Genomic DNA, 15,713 nt, shown 5'->3' on the forward strand with positions numbered 1-15,713 from the left:
CGTGACCGGGGCGGGCGTTGTGCTGTTCCTCGAGGACAGTCGTCTGTCCCCGCGGCTCAGTCGTGGTCGAGGCCGAAGAGCGCGAGCGGATGCGTGAGACGCCACCAGATGCTCGGCTGCGTGATCTCCTCGGCGAGCGAGACCGATGCGGTCGCGGTGCCGAGCGGTCCCTCGACCGTCAGGGTGCCGACCTCGGCGCCGGTCGCCGTCTTGTCGCCGAGCGAGAAAGCCGTGGTGGCCGCTGCCGTGGAGCCGTTCCAGAGCAGCACGCGCGCGTCGGCGTCCGTCACGACGTCGACGCGGTCACCCCACTCGGTGCTGACGTGACCGACCACGGTTCGCGCGGGAACCGACGGCGGCTGCTCGGTGAGCGTCGTCTCCAGCTCGGCGAGAAGCTGACGGGTCACATCCAGCCGCTCGGTGCTCCCGGCCTGCCCGAGCACGGAGGTGTACAGGCGCACGGTGCTCTCACCGATCGTGACATCCTTCGCGGTGAGCAGGTTCCAGTGGTTCAGCGTCCCGGTCTTCACCCCGACGACGCCGGGGTCGTCGAGCATTTTGTTCGTGTTGGTGACCACGCCCACGCCGGGGATGTCGGCCGAGCGCGTGGCGACGATCTCGGCGAAGACGGGGTTCGCCATCGCGAGCTCGGCGATCTGGATCAGTGCGGCAGGGGGTGCCACATTCGCTTCGCTGAACCCCGAGGGCGACGCGATGGTCACGCCCTCGATGCCGCGATCGCTCAGCCATCGCGCCGATGCCTGGGCGAATCCTCGCGGCGATCCCCATATCTCGTTCGCGAGGCGGTCGATGTAGTTGTTCGCCGACCCGAGCATGATGCCCTGCAGCATCTGATACTCGGTCAGGCTGCCGCCCACCGGCACATCGAGCGACGACTGATCCGACCGGCGGTACTGCCAGAACTCGCGGGAGTCGGCGAGGGTGAACGCGAAGCTCGGCCCCTGCTCGCCGACCTGCAGGGGCAACTCATCGAGCACCATCATCACGCTGACCACCTTGGAGATGCTGGCGATCTCGTCGGCCGACGCGGTCGATGCCACCGGTTCCATCCCCTGGATGCCCACGGCCGCGCTTCCCGTCGTGGGCCAGGTCATGGCCGCCGTCGGGGCCGGAGCGATCTCGACGGTGGAGGCTTCGACCACGGGCGCCACCTCGTGCAGCGGCCACAGCAGCGTGGTCGAGACATAGGCGGCGCACAGCGCGACGACGAAGCCGAGCGGCAGGAGCACCCGGGGGCGTCGCCATTCCGGGGTGAGGCGGGCGTCGGTGAAGAGCTCGCGCGGCTGCACATCCTGCACACGCTCGTCGAGCAGGTCGGAAGGCTCGAGCCAGGTCAGAGCCGTGGGCGGACGAGAGGCATCCGCCCACTCCGGCGCAGGCGCACCGGCTGAGGTTGAGCCGGCCATCGGCGATTCCGCCGCCGTGACGGCTGCGTCGCGGGCATCCGCAGCCGCAGCATCCCCGACCGCAACCCGTTCCGGACCCAGGCTGTCGCCGAACGCGGGGAGCGCGGTCGCGCTGGCGGAGGGATGCTCGGCGCGCGCGCGAGTGCGCTCGCGCGCAGCACGGCGTGTCGCCGGCGGCGCCGACTCGGGGGGAGGTGTCACGCGACCACGCTACAGCCCGGTGTTTCACGGAACGAAACGCCGAACCGAGACGAGCGCGACCGGCGGTATGATCGAGCCACCACCACGGGAGTCCGGACAGCCGGGCTGAGAGGAAGCGACACGCGCTTCGACCGTCGAACCTGATCCGGATCATGCCGGCGCAGGGAGGAGTTCAGATGAGTACGTCCACGTCCGCATCCGCCGCCGAGAAGGCGTCTGACCGTACCGGTCTCGGCCGCCCGTCGATCTGGCGCTGGCGCGTCGTCGACATCGTCGTCGCCAGCGTGCTCGGCGTCGCCTGCGGGTTCCTGTTCCTCGCTTGGAACATCGGATACCTCGGACCGAAGGCGCTGCTCGAGCCGCTGATGCCCGGTGTGCAGGGTCTGCTCGACGGTCCGTGGCTGATCGCCGGCGTGCTGGGCGGGCTGATCATCCGCAAGGCGGGCGCGGCGATCTACGTCGAGACGCTCGCCGCAGTCGTGTCGGCGCTGGCCGGCGCGCAGTGGGGCGGCTTCCTCACCATCGAAGCGGGCCTCGTGCAGGGACTCGGCGCCGAGCTGATCTTCCTGCTCTTCGCCTACCGGGCCTGGTCGCTCGCCGTGGCGATGCTGGCCGGCGCGGGCGCTGCCCTGGCCGGCGGCATCAACAACATGATCCTCTGGTACGCGGGCTCCGATGCCGCGTTCACCACCGTGTACCTGATCTGCACCGTCATCTCGGGTGCCGTGCTCGCGGGCCTGCTCGGCTGGCTGCTCGCCAGGGGCCTCGCCGCCACGGGCGCGCTCGACCGGTTCGGGTCGGGTCGCGAGGTGCGGGCCCGCGTCTGAGATGACCGCCCAGGGACGGCCCGCGACTGTCGAGGCGCACGGCTGGGGCTGGCGGCATTCGAGTCGGATCGCCTGGGCTGTGCGAGACATCACCGTGCGCATCGAGCCCGGCGAACGCGTACTGCTGCTCGGCGCCTCCGGTGCCGGCAAGTCGACGCTGCTGCACGGCCTGGCCGGCGTGCTCGGCGGCGATGAGGAGGGGGACGCCGAGGGGCGCCTGCTCATCGACGGGCAGCCGGCCGCAGCCTCACGCGGCCGAGCAGGCCTCGTGCTGCAGGACCCGGATTCGCAGGTGATCCTCGCGCGCGTGGGCGACGACGTCGCGTTCGGCTGTGAGAATCTCGGCATCCCGCGTGACGAGATCTGGGACCGGGTCGATGCGGCGCTCGACGCCGTCGGGCTCGACGTGCCACTCGACCGTCCCACCAAGGCGCTCTCCGGAGGACAGAAGCAGCGCCTCGCGCTCGCCGGGGCGCTCGCGATGCGCCCGGGGCTGTTGCTGCTCGACGAGCCGACCGCGAACCTCGACCCGGAGGGTGTCGTCGAGGTTCGCGATGCGGTGCAGCGGATGCTCGAGATGCAGCCCACCACGCTGATCGTCGTCGAGCATCGACTCGATGTCTGGCTGCCGCTGATCGATCGGGTCATCGTGCTGGGCGACGGGGGCATCATCGCGGATGGGCCCCCGAGTGACGTCTTGGCTGCGCAGGGGAAGCGGTTGGCGGACGCGGGCGTGTGGGTGCCCGGGATGCCTCCGCGGCACCCGGCTGCGCCGATGTCGGCGCCGGGGGAGGCGCTGCTGACCGCCCACCAGCTGGCGGTCGCGCGTGTGCGCAGCACCGTGGTGGCCGACGGCATCGACGTGGACGTGCGCGCAGGCTCTGTCCTCGCCATCACCGGGCCCAACGGAGCAGGCAAGTCGACGCTGGGTCTGACGCTCGCCGGCCTGCTGCCTCCTGCGGCCGGCACGGTCACGGCATCCGCCTCCCTCGCCGCCGGGGCGGGCCCGAAGCCCATCCGGTGGGCCTCGCGCGAGCTGCTCACCCGCATCGGCACGGTGTTCCAGGAGCCGGAGCATCAGCTGCTGGCGGCCACCGTGCAGGACGAGCTGGCCATCGGCCCCCGCTCGCTGGGGCTCTCGGACGCCGAGATCGCGGCGCGCACCGACGAGCTGCTGCAGCGGCTGCGGCTCGACCGTCTCGCCAAGGCCAATCCGTACACGCTGTCCGGTGGCGAGAAGCGCCGGCTGACCGTCGCCGCCGCGCTCATCACCCGCCCGCGAGTGCTCGTGCTCGACGAACCCACCTTCGGGCAGGACGCCCGCACCTGGCAGGAGCTCGTGGCGCTCCTCGCCGGGCTTCGAGATGACGGCACGGCCCTCATCACGGTGACGCACGACCGCGACGTCATCGACGCACTGCACGCCGAGCGCTTCGAGCTGCGAGGCGCGGCATGACCCTCGTCGAGACCCGCGCGCGCACCGGGGCGATGTCGCGCATCAACCCGGTCGCCAAGCTCGCCGCGAGCGCACTCATCGCGATCCCGCTGATCCTCACTCTCGACATGGTGTCCGCCGCGGTCGCCCTCGCGCTGGAGTGCGTGCTCTTCCTGTTCGCCGGGGTCGGATGGCGGGAGTTCTGGGCCCGCACCTGGCCGGTCTGGCTCGCGGCCCCCCTCACCGGCGTGACCATCGCGCTCTACGGCGAGACCAGCGGCCGAGTGTACGTCGAATGGCTTCTCGTGCATGTCAGCGACGGGTCGCTCGCGCTCGCGGGGGCGACCGTGCTGCGCGTGCTGGCGATCGCGCTGCCCTCGGTCGTGCTGTTCGTCACGGTCGACCCGACCGACCTCGCCGACGGGCTCGGGCAGACCATGCGACTGCCGGCGCGCTTCGTGCTGGGCGCGCTGGCCGGTCTGCGCATGGTGGGTCTCTTCCTCGACGACTGGCGTGCGCTCGAACTCGCGCGCCGCGCTCGCGGCGTCGCCGATCGCGGCCGCATCCGCCGGTTCGTGGGGATGGCCTTCGCCCTGCTGGTGCTGTCGATCCGTCGAGGAGCGAAACTGTCGACTGCGATGGAGGCGCGCGGCTTCGGCGCGCCGGTCCAGCGCACGTGGGCTCGTCCCGCGCGCTTCGGCCGGCAGGAATGGATGCTGGTGATCGCCGGCGCATCGATCTCGGCCCTGGCCATCCTCGCGGCGGTGTCCACCGGCGCCTGGAACTTCATCCTCGGGCCGTCCTGACCCCCTCCCGGTCAGTCGATCAGGTTCTTCAGCACGCCCTCCAGCACCACCGCGTGGTTGTGCTCGGCGTCGTTGACCGCGTAGACGAGGGTGACGACCGGATGCCCGTGCAGCGCCTCCACGAGGGTGTCGAGCGTCTCGGCCTGCGGACCCGCCAGATCGGCTCGATAGTGCGCGGCATTGGTCTCGAAGTCGGCCCCTGGTGCATGCCATTCATGGCGCAGCTCGGTCGACGGCGCGACCTCCTTCGCCCACAGATCGATCGCCGCGCGCTCCTTCGAGACGCCGCGCGGCCACAGTCGATCGACCAGCACGCGGTACCCATCGTCGGGAGAGGCGCTGTCGTAGGCTCGTTTGCGACGAAGGTCCATGCCCTCAGCATCCACCGCTCGCGACCACCCCACCAGCGGGACACTCGGAACCACGTATGCTGAGACTCAGTCGCATTCGGCGTCCGACCGGCGCCGAGCCGTTCGAAGGAGAACACGATGCAGATCACCGGACAGGGCGCGCTCATCACGGGCGGCGCCAGCGGACTCGGCCTCGCCACCGCGCGCAGGCTGTCCGCCGCGGGAGCACGGGTCGCCATCATCGACCTGCCCGGCTCCGTCGGCGAGGAGATCGCCGCCGAGCTCGGCGGGCTGTTCCTGCCGGCCGACGTGACCAGCTCCGAGCAGGTGGCTGCGGCCGTGGCATCCGCTCACGCCGTCGCACCGCTGCGCGTCGTCGTGAACTGCGCGGGCATCGCCCCGCCCGCCAAGGTGCTCGACCGCGACGGCAACCCCGCCGATCTCGCCGCGTTCGAGCGTGTCATCCGCATCAATCTCATCGGCACCTTCAACGTCATCTCTCAGGCCGCCGCCGTGATCGCGCAGACGGAACCCACCGAGAGCGGCGACCGCGGTGTCATCGTGAACACCGCGAGCGTCGCCGCGTTCGACGGTCAGATCGGCCAGCCCGCCTACTCGGCGTCGAAGGGCGGCGTGCACGCGATGACCCTGCCGATCGCGCGTGAGCTCGCGCGCCACGGCATCCGGGTCTGCACGATCGCTCCCGGCATCATGGAGACACCGATGCTCGCAGGCCTGCCGCAGGCTGCCCAGGACTCGCTCGGCCAGCAGGTGCCCTACCCGTCGCGGCTGGGCAGGCCCGAGGAGTACGCGGCGCTCGTCGAGCACATCGTCGCCAACGGCTACCTCAACGGCGAGACCATCCGTCTCGACGGCGCCATCCGCATGGCGCCGAAGTAAGGAGAACAACATGTCCCTCGCAGGCAAGACCATCCTGATGTCCGGTGGCAGCCGCGGCATCGGCCTCGCCATCGCGCTGCGTGCCGCCGCCGACGGTGCGAACATCGCGATGCTCGCCAAGACCGACACCCCGCATCCCCGGCTCGAGGGCACGGTGCACACCGCGGCGGAGGCGATCCGCGCCGCCGGCGGCCAGGCGCTGCCGATCGTCGGCGACGTGCGTGACGACAGCCAGGTGACCGAGGCCGTGATGAAGACGCAGGGTGAGTTCGGCGGCATCGACATCGTCATCAACAACGCCAGCGTCATCGACCTGTCGCGTTCGCTCGATCTCGCTGCCAAGAAGTACGACCTCATGCAGGATGTCAACGTGCGCGGCACGTTCATGCTCTCCCGCGCTGCGGTGCCGGTGCTGCGCGAGTCGGCGAACCCGCACATCCTGTCGCTGTCGCCGCCGCTGAACCTGTCGCCGAAATGGCTCGGAGCGCACACCGGGTACACGCTCGCGAAATACGGCATGACGATGGCCACGCTGGGCCTCGCCGCCGAGTTCGCGGATGCCGGGATCGCGGCCAACACGCTCTGGCCCCGCACCACGATCGCGACCGCCGCGGTGCAGAACCTGCTGGGCGGCGACAGGGTGATGGCGGCCAGCCGCACCGCAGACATCTACGCCGACGCGGCGTATTCGGTGATCATCAAGCCCGCGGCGTCGTACACCGGGCAGACGCTGATCGTCGAGGACGTGCTCGAGGCCGACGGCATCACCGACTTCTCGAAGTACGCAGCCGTACCGGGAACTCCCGACGACCGACTGTTCCCCGACATCTTCCTCGACTGATCGCCGGGGCGGCGCCCTCCCGTCTCCCAGCCGGCACGCCGTACCCTTGAAGGTATGCCCGCATCCGACATGACGCCGCCCTCCCGCAGCACGCCCGTGCGCAAGACGGGTGCCGCCCGCGGCGCTCAGGTGCGTCCGGCAACAGAGGGCTGGACGCAGCAGAAGGATGCCGAGGGGCGCCCGCTCCTGCAGTTCGCCAGTCCGAAGCGCGGCAAGCCGCCGGTGCACCTGGCAGACCTCACTGCCGCCGAGCGCGTCGAGAAGGTGAAGGAGCTGGGGCTTCCCGGGTTCCGCGCCAAGCAGCTGTCGACGCACTACTTCACGCACTACACCTCCGACCCCGCGCACATGACCGACCTTCCAGCCGCGCAGCGCGACGAGCTGGTCGCCGGCATGCTGCCGCCGCTGATGACCGAGGTGAAGCGCCTCAAGACCGACCGCGGCGACACGATCAAGTTCCTGTGGCGCCTGCACGACGGCGCGCTCGTCGAGTCGGTGCTCATGCGCTACCCCGGTCGCATCACCCTCTGCGTGTCGTCGCAGGCGGGATGCGGCATGAACTGCCCGTTCTGCGCCACCGGTCAGGCGGGGCTCACCCGCAACATGTCGACCGCCGAGATCATCGAGCAGATCGTGCGCGCGAACCGTGCCATCGCCGACGGCGAGCTCGGTGGCAAGAAGACGAACGACCACTCGATGGAGCGGGTCTCGAACATCGTCTTCATGGGCATGGGCGAGCCGCTCGCCAACTACAAGCGGGTGATGGATGCCGTGCGCATGATGGTCGCGCCGCAGCCCGACGGCCTCGGCATGAGCGCCCGCGGCATCACCGTGTCGACCGTCGGTCTCGTCCCTGCCATCAGGAAGCTCGCCGATGAGGACATCCCGGTCACCTTCGCGCTTTCGCTGCACGCGCCAGACGACGAGCTGCGCGACGAGCTCATCCCCGTCAATTCGCGCTGGAAGGTCGGGGAGGCGCTGGACGCCGCCCGCGAGTACTTCGACAAGACCGGCCGGCGCGTGTCGATCGAGTACGCGCTGATCAAGGACATGAACGACCACCCATGGCGCGCCGACCTGCTCGCGTCGAAGCTGAACTCCCGCGGTCGCGGCTGGGTGCACGTGAACCCCATTCCGCTGAACCCGACGCCCGGCTCGATCTGGACGGCGTCCGAGGTCGACGTGCAGAACGAGTTCGTACGTCGGCTCAACGACGCGGGCATCCCGACCACCCTGCGCGACACTCGCGGCAAGGAGATCGACGGGGCCTGCGGCCAGCTGGTCGCCACCAGCGAAGACGAGGCCGAGGCAGCCGCGCTGGTCTGACGTCGTCGGCGCCCAGGCCGCCATCGCCGCCGGCGCCCCTCCAGGTTTTCCGCGCCCCCTCTGATCCACGTGATCTGGAGGGGGCGCGGACGTTCAGAGGGGGCTTCGGAGGGGATCAGCGCGGGGTGCGCAGAGTCACCAGGCGCCCGGAGCCCTCGATCAGCTCCGCCCAGGAGTCGATGTCGACGGCGCACTCCGCGACCGCACAGGTGGGGAACTCCACCAGCTGCCCGGTGAGCTCGGCCACGGCATCCGCCATTCCGGGGTTGTGCCCGACGAGCATCGCGACGTCGACAGCATCCGGAAGGGACGCGGCGACCGACAGGATGCTGCGCGCCGACGCGGCGTAGAGCTTCGGTTCGTCGGCCACCTCGAGGCGGAAGGCGGCGGCGTACGCGTCGGCGGTGCTGCGGGCACGCAGCGCGGTGCTCGACACGATGTGTTGCAGGGGCACGCCCTCCGCATTCAGCCGCGCGGCCATCGTGGGTGCGTCCTCCAGGCCGCGCGCATTCAGCGGGCGATCGTGATCGCGCACTGCCGGGTCACCCCAGTCGGACTTCGCGTGGCGGGCGAGCAGCAGCGTCTTCATGGCGTCCAGCCTGGCATCCGGACGCGAACGACGCACCCTTGTCTGTGAACCGCTCGCAGGCAGCATCCGGCACTCGCACAGCCGGGTCTTCCTACTCTGGAGGGATGTCCTATTCCGCACATCGCCCTGGACGGATGGATTCCCAGGGGCGGATCTCGTTCGAATCCGATGCTCCCGAAGGCTCGGTCACCGACGACGACCTCGACTTCCTCCGCCAGTACCAGCCGGCCGGCGGCAACGCCGCGACCCTTCGGCAGGGTCAGGGACCCAGTGACGAAGCACTGCAGGAACCCAGTCAGGGAGCGGTGCGAGCACCGGACGCTGCGCCGCCGGCATCCGACGACCGTCCGAGCGAGCCGCGCCCGAAGCGAGCGCCGCGCGCGAAGCGCGAGCGCACGCCCGGATCGCGTCTGCGCACCATGGCGATCCTCGGCGGCGCGGAGGGCGAGATCCTCGACCGCGTGCCGGGTGAGACACCTCGTTTCGTGCAGATGTTTCTCGTGCTGCTGGGCACCGCGCTGGTCTCCGCCATCTCGATGATGTTCGCGCTGACCACGGGCGTTCAGGTCGCCATCTGGGTGGCCATTCCGCTGGCGCTCGTGTGGGCGGCGATCATCTTCAACCTCGACCGGTTCCTCACCTCGTCGATGACGTCCACCCGCAACGTCGGCAAGATGCTCGCCCTCGCCCTGCCCCGCGTGGCGATGGCGGCCCTGATCGGCTTCCTCGTCGCCGAGCCGCTCGTGCTGCAGGTGTTCCACAACGACATCGCCCGCGAGGTCGCATCCACCAACATCACTCAGTCGCAGTCCGACCAGGACGCCCTCGAGAAGGGGCCCGAGAAGAAGGCGCTCGATGCGGCGACCGAGCGCGTCGCCGCGCTCGAGAACCAGGCCGCGACCGGTGTCGTCGCCGGTACCGAGTCGGGCACGGCCACCACCGCAGCCGCTCAGGCCACGGTCGACGAGCTGACCGGCAAGATCGCCGAGCAGCAGAAGGTGATCGATTCCGCTCGTGCCCTGTACCAGTGCGAGCTGACCGGTGAAGGCGTGGGCACGGTGCCCGGCTGCACCGGCGTGAACGGCCAGGGATCCAGCTCCGACGCAGCCAAGGCGCAGCTCGCTCAGGCCCAGCAGACCTACGACGCCCTCGCCGGTCAGCTTCGCTCGGCGAACGACGACCTGTCTGCGGCGGCGACCGGCGCGCAGGCCAGCACCGCCGCATCCGAGACGACCAACCGCGAACAGGCCAACGACCAGCTTCCCGCTGCGAAGAAGACCTACCAGCAGGCGCTCGCCGCGTACAACGCGCGTGCCGACACGGTCGCGCAGGGCAATGCGGGTGCGATCGGGCTGCTCAGCCAGATCACGGGACTCAACCGCCTCGGCGAGAAGGAGCCCACGATCTTCTGGGCGCACTGGCTGATCGCGGCGCTGTTCTTCATGATCGAGCTGCTGCCCGTGCTCGCGAAGGTGCTCACCAGCTGGGGTGACCCGTCGCTGTACGAGAAGGCTCGATCGATCCGCAAGCAGGTCGACCTCGACCGGGTGACCGCGGAGGGGTTCCGCGACCGAGCAGCGATCGTGACGGCTGCGGATGCCCCGGCCGCTGCGTCGACATCCGGATCGCGGTCGTCCGCGATCGACGCGACTCCGACCGACCCGGCTCCGACCGACCCGGCTCCGACCGACCCTGCTGCGACCGAGCCGATCACCCGCGCCGACATCCGCGAGAACGCATCCGTCTGACATGATGGCGCCATGAACGGCACCCGGGTCACCACATCTCGCGTCTCCGTGATCGGGCTGATCGTCGTGACCGCCTATGCCGTGCTCGCCGCACTGCAGATCCTGGTGCTGAATCCCCTGGCGGCGGTGCCCGGGGCATCCCTCGGCGGCATCTACACCGAGATGGATGCCGTCGGCGAGACCATGCCGGTGACGATGCCGCTGCTGCTTCTCGGCGCCGGAGTCGTCGCGGCGATCGTGGTCGCGGTGCTCAGCATCCGGTCAAGGCTGGAGCCCGCGCACAGCGCACTGCTCTTCCTGCTTCTGCTGATCCTCGGCACGCCGGGGTACTTCGTGGCGTCGTTCGGGCCTGGCATGAGCATCGCCGACGCCTTCGGGATCGGCGGTGGCGACTACAGTCGGTGGTCGCTTCTGCTGTATGCCGTGAGCCTCGCTGCGGGTGTCGCCGCAGTGGTGCTGGCGCTGAGGGCGAGGGTCCCGCGCCCCGCTGTTGTCAAGGCCTGACGCATCGCTCGGTCGAGGCCCTGATCAGGGATAGCGTGTGAGCATGGTCAACTATCGCTACCTCGGAAACAGCGGACTCAAGGTCTCGGAGATCACCTACGGCAACTGGGTGACGCACGCCTCGCAGGTGGGCGACGAGGCGGCGATCGCGACGGTGCACGCTGCGCTGGATGCCGGGATCACCACCTTCGACACGGCCGACACCTACGCGAACACGGCCGCCGAGGTCGTGCTCGGCAAGGCGCTCGCAGGTCAGCGTCGTGCGGGACTCGAGATCTTCACGAAGGTGTACTTCCCGACCGGGCCGAAGGGCCCCAACGACACCGGCCTCAGCCGCAAGCACATCTTCGAGTCGATCGACGGCTCGCTGCAGCGTCTCGGCACCGACTACGTCGATCTGTACCAGGCGCACCGCTACGACTACGAGACCCCGCTCGAGGAGACCATGCAGGCCTTCGCCGATGTGGTCAGGCAGGGCAAGGCGCTGTACATCGGCGTCTCGGAGTGGACCGCCGAGCAGCTGCGTGAGGGGCACGCGCTGTCGCGTCAGCTCGGATTCCAGCTGATCTCGAACCAGCCGCAGTACTCGATGCTGCACCGCGTGATCGAGGGCAAGGTCGTGCCGACCTCGGAGAGCCTGGGCATCTCGCAGATCGTCTGGTCGCCGATGGCCCAGGGCGTGCTCAGCGGCAAGTACCTGCCCGGCCAGCCCGTGCCCGACGGCTCGCGCGCCACCGACCCGCACTCGGGTGCCGAGTTCATCAAGCGCCTGCTGCAGGATGACATCCTCGAAGCCGTGCAGAAGCTCAAGCCCATCGCGGCCGACGCGGGCCTGACGATGCCCCAGCTCGCGATCGCGTGGGTGCTGCAGAACCCGAACGTCGCGGCGGCGCTGGTGGGCGCCTCGCGTCCGGAGCAGCTCGCCGAGACGGTCAAGGGCTCGGGCGTGCGTCTCGGCGCCGACGTGATGACCGCCATCGACGAGGCTCTGGGCGACGTGGCGTACACCGACCCGCAGGACACCTACGACGTGTCGCCGAAGACTCGACTGGTCTGACCCTCAGCGTCGCGGGCGGTGCGCACAGCTGCTGTGACACCGCCCGCGGAGCGCGGGTGCGCCGTGCCACAGGGCGACTGAACGGATCAGAGCGCGGTGATGTCGACCTGCAGATCGTGTGTCAGCCGCTCGATGTCGGCGCGCAGCGCCTCGAGGTCGGCGGATGCCGGCAGCGTCGCGGTCACCGCTGACTCGAACAGTCGGCCGCCGGCCATCGCGGCATCCCGGGTCTGCGTGGTCATGCTCTCGATGCTCAGCGCGTGCGCGCTCAGCACTCCCGAGATCTCGCGCACGATGCCCGCGCGGTCGTTGCCGAGCACGCTGATCGAGATGCGCTGCGCGGTGCCGGCCGCGGAGGTGTCGGCACCAGCGTGAACGGTGATCGCGAGCATCCCGTCGAGGGCATCGAGGTCGCCTCGCAGGGCATCGACGCGATCCTCTGCGACGGATATCTCGATCACGCCCGCGAAGGTGCCGGCAAGCTCGGCGAGCTGGCTGTTCTCCCAGTTGCCGCCGTGCGCGGCGACGACGTCGGCGACGGTTGAGACGAGCCCGGGGCGATCCGCTCCCGCGACCGTGAGGATGAGCGTGGTCATGCGATCAGCGTAGCCCGCTCACCACGCGCCGCCGTCGAGGAAGCGCTGCATCCTCTCCCGGTGCGGGGCGAGATCCCATCCTTGAGCGGCGACCCACGCGTCGTCGTAGTAGGTCTGCGTGTAGCGGATGCCGCTGTCGCAGATCAGCGTGACGACGCTGCCCGTCTCACCCGCGTCGCGCATGCGGCTAATCAGCTCGAACGCACCGTAGAGGTTGGTGCCGGTCGAACCGCCTGCGAGGTGCAGCGTGCGGTCGCGCAGCAGACGGATCGCGGCGATCGACGCTGCATCGGGCACCGAGATCATCTCGTCGATCACACTGGGGACGAAAGACGGCTCCACACGGGGCCGGCCGATGCCCTCGATCATCGACGGTCTGCCGACGGCACCCGCATCGCCCTGCCAGGCGGCATAAAACGCCGATCCCTCCGGGTCTGCGACGGCGACCTGCGTGGCGTGGCGTCGGTAGCGGACGTAGCGGCCGAAGGTGGCGCTGGTGCCGCCGGTTCCGGCGCCGACGACGATCCAGCGGGGGATGGGATGCCGCTCCTGCGACAGCTGACTGAACACGCTCTCGGCGATGTTGTTGTTGCCGCGCCAGTCAGTGGCGCGCTCGGCGAACGTGAACTGGTCGAGGTAGTGGCCGTGGCAGCCGGCGGCGAGGCGACGCGCTTCGGGTGAGATCTCCTCGGCGTGGTCGACGAAGTGGCAGCTGCCGCCGTAGAACTCGATGAGGTCGATCTTCTCCTGGCTCGTCGAGCGCGGCACGACCGTGATGAACTTCAGACCGAGCATCCGTGCGAAGTATGCCTCGGAGACCGCCGTTGATCCGCTCGACGATTCGACGAGCGTCGTGTCTTCGTCGATCAGCCCGTTGACGAGTCCGTAGAGGATGAGCGAGCGGGCGAGGCGGTGCTTGAGCGAGCCGGTGGGGTGCACCGACTCGTCCTTCAGATACAGGTCGATACCCCAGTCCGCAGGCAGTGGGAAGAGGTGCAGGTGCGTGTCGGCCGAGCGGTTGGCGTCCGCCTCGAGCACCTGGATGGCGGAACTGACCCAATCGCTCATGGTTCGAGGGTAGCGGTGCACGCAGCGGCGAGAAGAGGCGTCGGTGCGCAATCGGGTCACGGTCGACGGATGCGCTGCGCCTCGGCGTCGGCGGGAAAGGGCTCTGCCAGCGACCAGCGGAACGCGAGCCGCTCGCCGCCCGCGGTCAGAGCGACATGATCGTCGTGCACCGCGACGTCGCTGATCTCGAGCGCTGCGAGGGATGCCCGCGACAGGGCGGTCTGCCAGGCGACGACCACTTCGGCGGGCAGCGGGCCGAGTCGCACGGTCGGGCAGAGCAGGGCGTCGGCGCCGTCGGCCACCCGCACCACGACGGCCTCGGGTGCCAGGGGGATGGCCGCCGGTTCCACCGACGGCGATGCCGCCCAGGCGCCGAGCATGTGCACCACGCTCGTGAGGCCCTCGCACTGCGCCAGCGCGGTCTGCCCCGCGGCCCCCGCGGTGGGTGCGTCATCGCCGGCCTCCGTGGCGCCGCCCTCGACCACCAGCGCGGCGCCGCTCACCCGGCCAGGTAGACCCACGCAGCCGGACAGGCGCGCCACATGAACGACGCTGGTGCCGACGATCTTCGTCACCACCTGCGAGAGCACGTGCCGCCCGCCCGCGTCGAGCGCGCGTGTGACCGCCCCGCCACGGGCGCCGACGCTCGCGCGCAGGGCCGGGCGGTGTGCCGCGCCCTCGATGGTGATGTCGCTGTCGCGCACCTCGCCGCCGGGAACGGGCCGGGTGACCGAGGTGAACTGCAGCCGGCGGTACAGCGGGTCGTCGCGCGTCGGATGGCCGTCGCTGCCGAAGTTGTGCAGGCGCACGATGCCGTCGTCTCGTCGGGCGTCGATCAGCCACCGTGGGCCGTCGAGCACGCGGCGCACGTCCTCCTGCTCGATCTGCAGCGGCGTCTCCGCCGCCGCCCATATCGGATCGTCGGCGGGGAGTGCGAGGCCGAGGAAGCCCTTCGCCGCCCAGTACGGCGAACCCGGACCGCTGTAGGACTGCACCATGCTCGGGGTCGGCTCGCGCTGCCAGCCCAGCGACAGCACGCCGCTGTCGAGGCTGCCACCGTCGACGAAGTGCTTCAGGATGCCGCTGGTCAGCCGCCGTGTCCGGCCCGCGTGCAGCACCTCGAGCCCCTCGCGGCGAGCCATCCAGAACGGCGCTGCCGTCGCCCACCGGTAGATGAGCGAGCGGCCCTGGAAGACCGGCGCGCAGTGGGCGTCGAACAGGTGCTGGTAGCCATCGACGAATGCGGCGAGGCGCTCGCGGTGCAGCGCGCGCCGATCGTCGAAGCCCGCACCCATCAGCTCATCGATGAAGAACGGGTACCAGTGGAACGCGAAGGCGTTGTAGTGGTCGAAGCGCCGCCCGTCGCCGTCGGTGTACCAGCCGTCGGCCCGGTGCCAGTCGTCCATCCGGTCGAGCGCGTTCTCGACCGTGTCGCGGCCTTCGGCGAATCCGCCGGCATGGTTGAAAGCGGCCAGAGTGGCGCCCAGCAGCACGTGGTTGTTGTCGGCGCACCAGGTGCCGCGTGCCTGCGCGAACCAGGCGTGCACGCCCTCACGGGTGGTGTCGTCCAGCGCGGACCAGACGGTGTCGCGCGTGAGGTGCAGGGCGATCGCGATGGATGCCGCCTCGACGGTCGCCTGGCTGTGATCGGTGAGCGCCGGCCAGATACGCTGCGCCATCGCGTGCCGCAGCGCCTCGGCGTAGTGCGTGACCAGGTGGGCGGTGCCGTCGACGCCGTCCGGATCCCCGGCGATGCGCAGCGCCGCGAGCAGGAAGGTGCGGGCGAATCCCTCCAGGCGGTCAATGGCCGAGCCGGCGCCGGCATCCGCCGCCCCCGGCCCCGCGGCGAAATCCACCATCGCCCCGCCGTGCGTCGAGCGCTGCCGGGCCGCGTCGAGGATCCGATCCGCCGCCGCTGTCCAGTGGGCGCGGGTGTACCCGGTGTACGCGGCGGTGAGCGGATCGGCGGGCGGCATCCACGCGGGGGCTGTCATCGGCATGCCTCGATGGTCACAGCGGCGAAGGAGAGGATTCAAGA

Annotated in this window: 15 protein-coding genes and 1 riboswitch; of the genes, 9 read left to right on the forward strand and 6 right to left on the reverse strand. The window is 70.2% G+C overall.

The window, feature by feature from the left end:
• Positions 1–56: 56 nt before the first annotated feature.
• Positions 57–1,628 (reverse strand): D-alanyl-D-alanine carboxypeptidase, encoded by a 1,572-nt coding sequence (locus ACIPV2_RS10455; RefSeq protein WP_400840972.1) that lies wholly within the window; start codon positions 1,626–1,628, stop codon positions 57–59.
• A 74-nt stretch (positions 1,629–1,702) separates the two neighbouring features.
• Positions 1,703–1,812: riboswitch (TPP riboswitch) on the forward strand.
• On the opposite strand from ACIPV2_RS10455, the gene ACIPV2_RS10460 reads away from it, so the two are divergent.
• The 3 genes from ACIPV2_RS10460 to ACIPV2_RS10470 all read left to right on the forward strand — a co-directional run bounded on the left by ACIPV2_RS10460 (position 1,805) and on the right by ACIPV2_RS10470 (position 4,696).
• Entirely contained in the window at positions 1,805–2,455 is a 651-nt protein-coding gene (locus ACIPV2_RS10460) for an ECF transporter S component (RefSeq protein ID WP_400840975.1), read from the forward strand. Its footprint overlaps the riboswitch before it by 8 nt.
• 1 nt (position 2,456) lies before the next feature.
• Positions 2,457–3,911 (forward strand): ABC transporter ATP-binding protein, encoded by a 1,455-nt coding sequence (locus tag ACIPV2_RS10465; RefSeq protein WP_400840977.1) that lies wholly within the window; start codon positions 2,457–2,459, stop codon positions 3,909–3,911.
• Positions 3,908–4,696, forward strand: a complete 789-nt coding sequence (locus tag ACIPV2_RS10470; RefSeq protein ID WP_400840980.1) for an energy-coupling factor transporter transmembrane component T family protein — start codon at positions 3,908–3,910, stop codon at positions 4,694–4,696. Before ACIPV2_RS10465 ends, ACIPV2_RS10470 begins: the two co-directional genes overlap by 4 nt.
• Before the next feature lie 11 nt (positions 4,697–4,707).
• On the opposite strand, the gene ACIPV2_RS10475 is transcribed toward ACIPV2_RS10470, so the two are convergent.
• Positions 4,708–5,067, reverse strand: coding sequence for a DUF488 domain-containing protein (locus tag ACIPV2_RS10475; RefSeq protein WP_400840982.1), 360 nt, complete (start codon positions 5,065–5,067; stop codon positions 4,708–4,710).
• Between the two features lie 117 nt (positions 5,068–5,184).
• Between ACIPV2_RS10475 and ACIPV2_RS10480 the strand changes: the two genes are divergently transcribed.
• From ACIPV2_RS10480 to rlmN, 3 genes are all read left to right on the forward strand, one after another.
• A complete protein-coding gene (locus ACIPV2_RS10480; RefSeq protein ID WP_400840983.1) occupies positions 5,185–5,946 on the forward strand; it encodes an SDR family NAD(P)-dependent oxidoreductase in 762 nt (253 codons plus the stop codon).
• Positions 5,947–5,956: 10 nt separating this feature from the next.
• A complete protein-coding gene (locus ACIPV2_RS10485; RefSeq protein WP_400840985.1) occupies positions 5,957–6,787 on the forward strand; it encodes an SDR family oxidoreductase in 831 nt (276 codons plus the stop codon).
• Positions 6,788–6,856: 69 nt separating this feature from the next.
• Complete coding sequence (gene rlmN, locus ACIPV2_RS10490) at positions 6,857–8,113, forward strand: 23S rRNA (adenine(2503)-C(2))-methyltransferase RlmN (RefSeq protein WP_400841810.1); 1,257 nt, start codon at positions 6,857–6,859, stop codon at positions 8,111–8,113.
• Between the two features lie 115 nt (positions 8,114–8,228).
• Here rlmN and ACIPV2_RS10495 read toward each other — a convergent pair whose 3' ends face one another.
• Positions 8,229–8,702, reverse strand: a complete 474-nt coding sequence (locus tag ACIPV2_RS10495; RefSeq protein ID WP_157823536.1) for a histidine phosphatase family protein — start codon at positions 8,700–8,702, stop codon at positions 8,229–8,231.
• 104 nt (positions 8,703–8,806) lie between these two features.
• On the opposite strand from ACIPV2_RS10495, the gene ACIPV2_RS10500 reads away from it, so the two are divergent.
• Genes ACIPV2_RS10500 through ACIPV2_RS10510 form a run of 3 tightly spaced genes read left to right on the forward strand, consistent with a single transcriptional unit; the run spans position 8,807 to position 12,011 of the window.
• Positions 8,807–10,450, forward strand: a complete 1,644-nt coding sequence (locus ACIPV2_RS10500; protein WP_400840987.1) for a DUF4407 domain-containing protein — start codon at positions 8,807–8,809, stop codon at positions 10,448–10,450.
• Between the two features lie 12 nt (positions 10,451–10,462).
• A complete protein-coding gene (locus ACIPV2_RS10505; RefSeq protein WP_400840989.1) occupies positions 10,463–10,954 on the forward strand; it encodes a hypothetical protein in 492 nt (163 codons plus the stop codon).
• 43 nt (positions 10,955–10,997) lie between these two features.
• Positions 10,998–12,011: an aldo/keto reductase family protein gene (locus ACIPV2_RS10510; RefSeq protein WP_400840991.1), complete on the forward strand. Its 1,014-nt coding sequence runs from the start codon at positions 10,998–11,000 to the stop codon at positions 12,009–12,011.
• A gap of 86 nt (positions 12,012–12,097) precedes the next feature.
• Here ACIPV2_RS10510 and ACIPV2_RS10515 read toward each other — a convergent pair whose 3' ends face one another.
• The 3 genes from ACIPV2_RS10515 to ACIPV2_RS10525 are packed head-to-tail and all read right to left on the reverse strand — an operon-like array spanning position 12,098 to position 15,675.
• Complete coding sequence (locus ACIPV2_RS10515) at positions 12,098–12,607, reverse strand: glycine cleavage system protein R (RefSeq protein ID WP_400840993.1); 510 nt, start codon at positions 12,605–12,607, stop codon at positions 12,098–12,100.
• 18 nt (positions 12,608–12,625) lie between these two features.
• A complete protein-coding gene (locus ACIPV2_RS10520) occupies positions 12,626–13,675 on the reverse strand; it encodes a PLP-dependent cysteine synthase family protein (RefSeq protein ID WP_400840995.1) in 1,050 nt (349 codons plus the stop codon).
• 56 nt (positions 13,676–13,731) lie between these two features.
• A complete protein-coding gene (locus tag ACIPV2_RS10525) occupies positions 13,732–15,675 on the reverse strand; it encodes a DUF2264 domain-containing protein (protein ID WP_400840997.1) in 1,944 nt (647 codons plus the stop codon).
• Positions 15,676–15,713: the final 38 nt, after the last annotated feature.

It is taken from the genome of Microbacterium sp. NPDC089987 (assembly GCF_044748505.1).
Lineage (GTDB): Bacteria > Actinomycetota > Actinomycetes > Actinomycetales > Microbacteriaceae > Microbacterium.

Bases quoted from the DNA above. Each gene is read 5' to 3' on its own strand.
- ACIPV2_RS10460 (WP_400840975.1), top strand. From the start codon at position 1,805: ATGAGTACGTCCACGTCCGCATCCGCCGCCGAGAAGGCGTCTGACCGT.
- ACIPV2_RS10465 (WP_400840977.1), top strand. From the start codon at position 2,457: ATGACCGCCCAGGGACGGCCCGCGACTGTCGAGGCGCACGGCTGGGGC.
- ACIPV2_RS10470 (WP_400840980.1), top strand. From the start codon at position 3,908: ATGACCCTCGTCGAGACCCGCGCGCGCACCGGGGCGATGTCGCGCATC.
- ACIPV2_RS10475 (WP_400840982.1), bottom strand. From the start codon at position 5,067: ATGGACCTTCGTCGCAAACGAGCCTACGACAGCGCCTCTCCCGACGAT.
- ACIPV2_RS10480 (WP_400840983.1), top strand. From the start codon at position 5,185: ATGCAGATCACCGGACAGGGCGCGCTCATCACGGGCGGCGCCAGCGGA.
- ACIPV2_RS10485 (WP_400840985.1), top strand. From the start codon at position 5,957: ATGTCCCTCGCAGGCAAGACCATCCTGATGTCCGGTGGCAGCCGCGGC.
- rlmN (WP_400841810.1), top strand. From the start codon at position 6,857: ATGACGCCGCCCTCCCGCAGCACGCCCGTGCGCAAGACGGGTGCCGCC.
- ACIPV2_RS10495 (WP_157823536.1), bottom strand. From the start codon at position 8,702: ATGAAGACGCTGCTGCTCGCCCGCCACGCGAAGTCCGACTGGGGTGAC.
- ACIPV2_RS10500 (WP_400840987.1), top strand. From the start codon at position 8,807: ATGTCCTATTCCGCACATCGCCCTGGACGGATGGATTCCCAGGGGCGG.
- ACIPV2_RS10505 (WP_400840989.1), top strand. From the start codon at position 10,463: ATGAACGGCACCCGGGTCACCACATCTCGCGTCTCCGTGATCGGGCTG.
- ACIPV2_RS10510 (WP_400840991.1), top strand. From the start codon at position 10,998: ATGGTCAACTATCGCTACCTCGGAAACAGCGGACTCAAGGTCTCGGAG.
- ACIPV2_RS10515 (WP_400840993.1), bottom strand. From the start codon at position 12,607: ATGACCACGCTCATCCTCACGGTCGCGGGAGCGGATCGCCCCGGGCTC.
- ACIPV2_RS10520 (WP_400840995.1), bottom strand. From the start codon at position 13,675: ATGAGCGATTGGGTCAGTTCCGCCATCCAGGTGCTCGAGGCGGACGCC.
- ACIPV2_RS10525 (WP_400840997.1), bottom strand. From the start codon at position 15,675: ATGCCGATGACAGCCCCCGCGTGGATGCCGCCCGCCGATCCGCTCACC.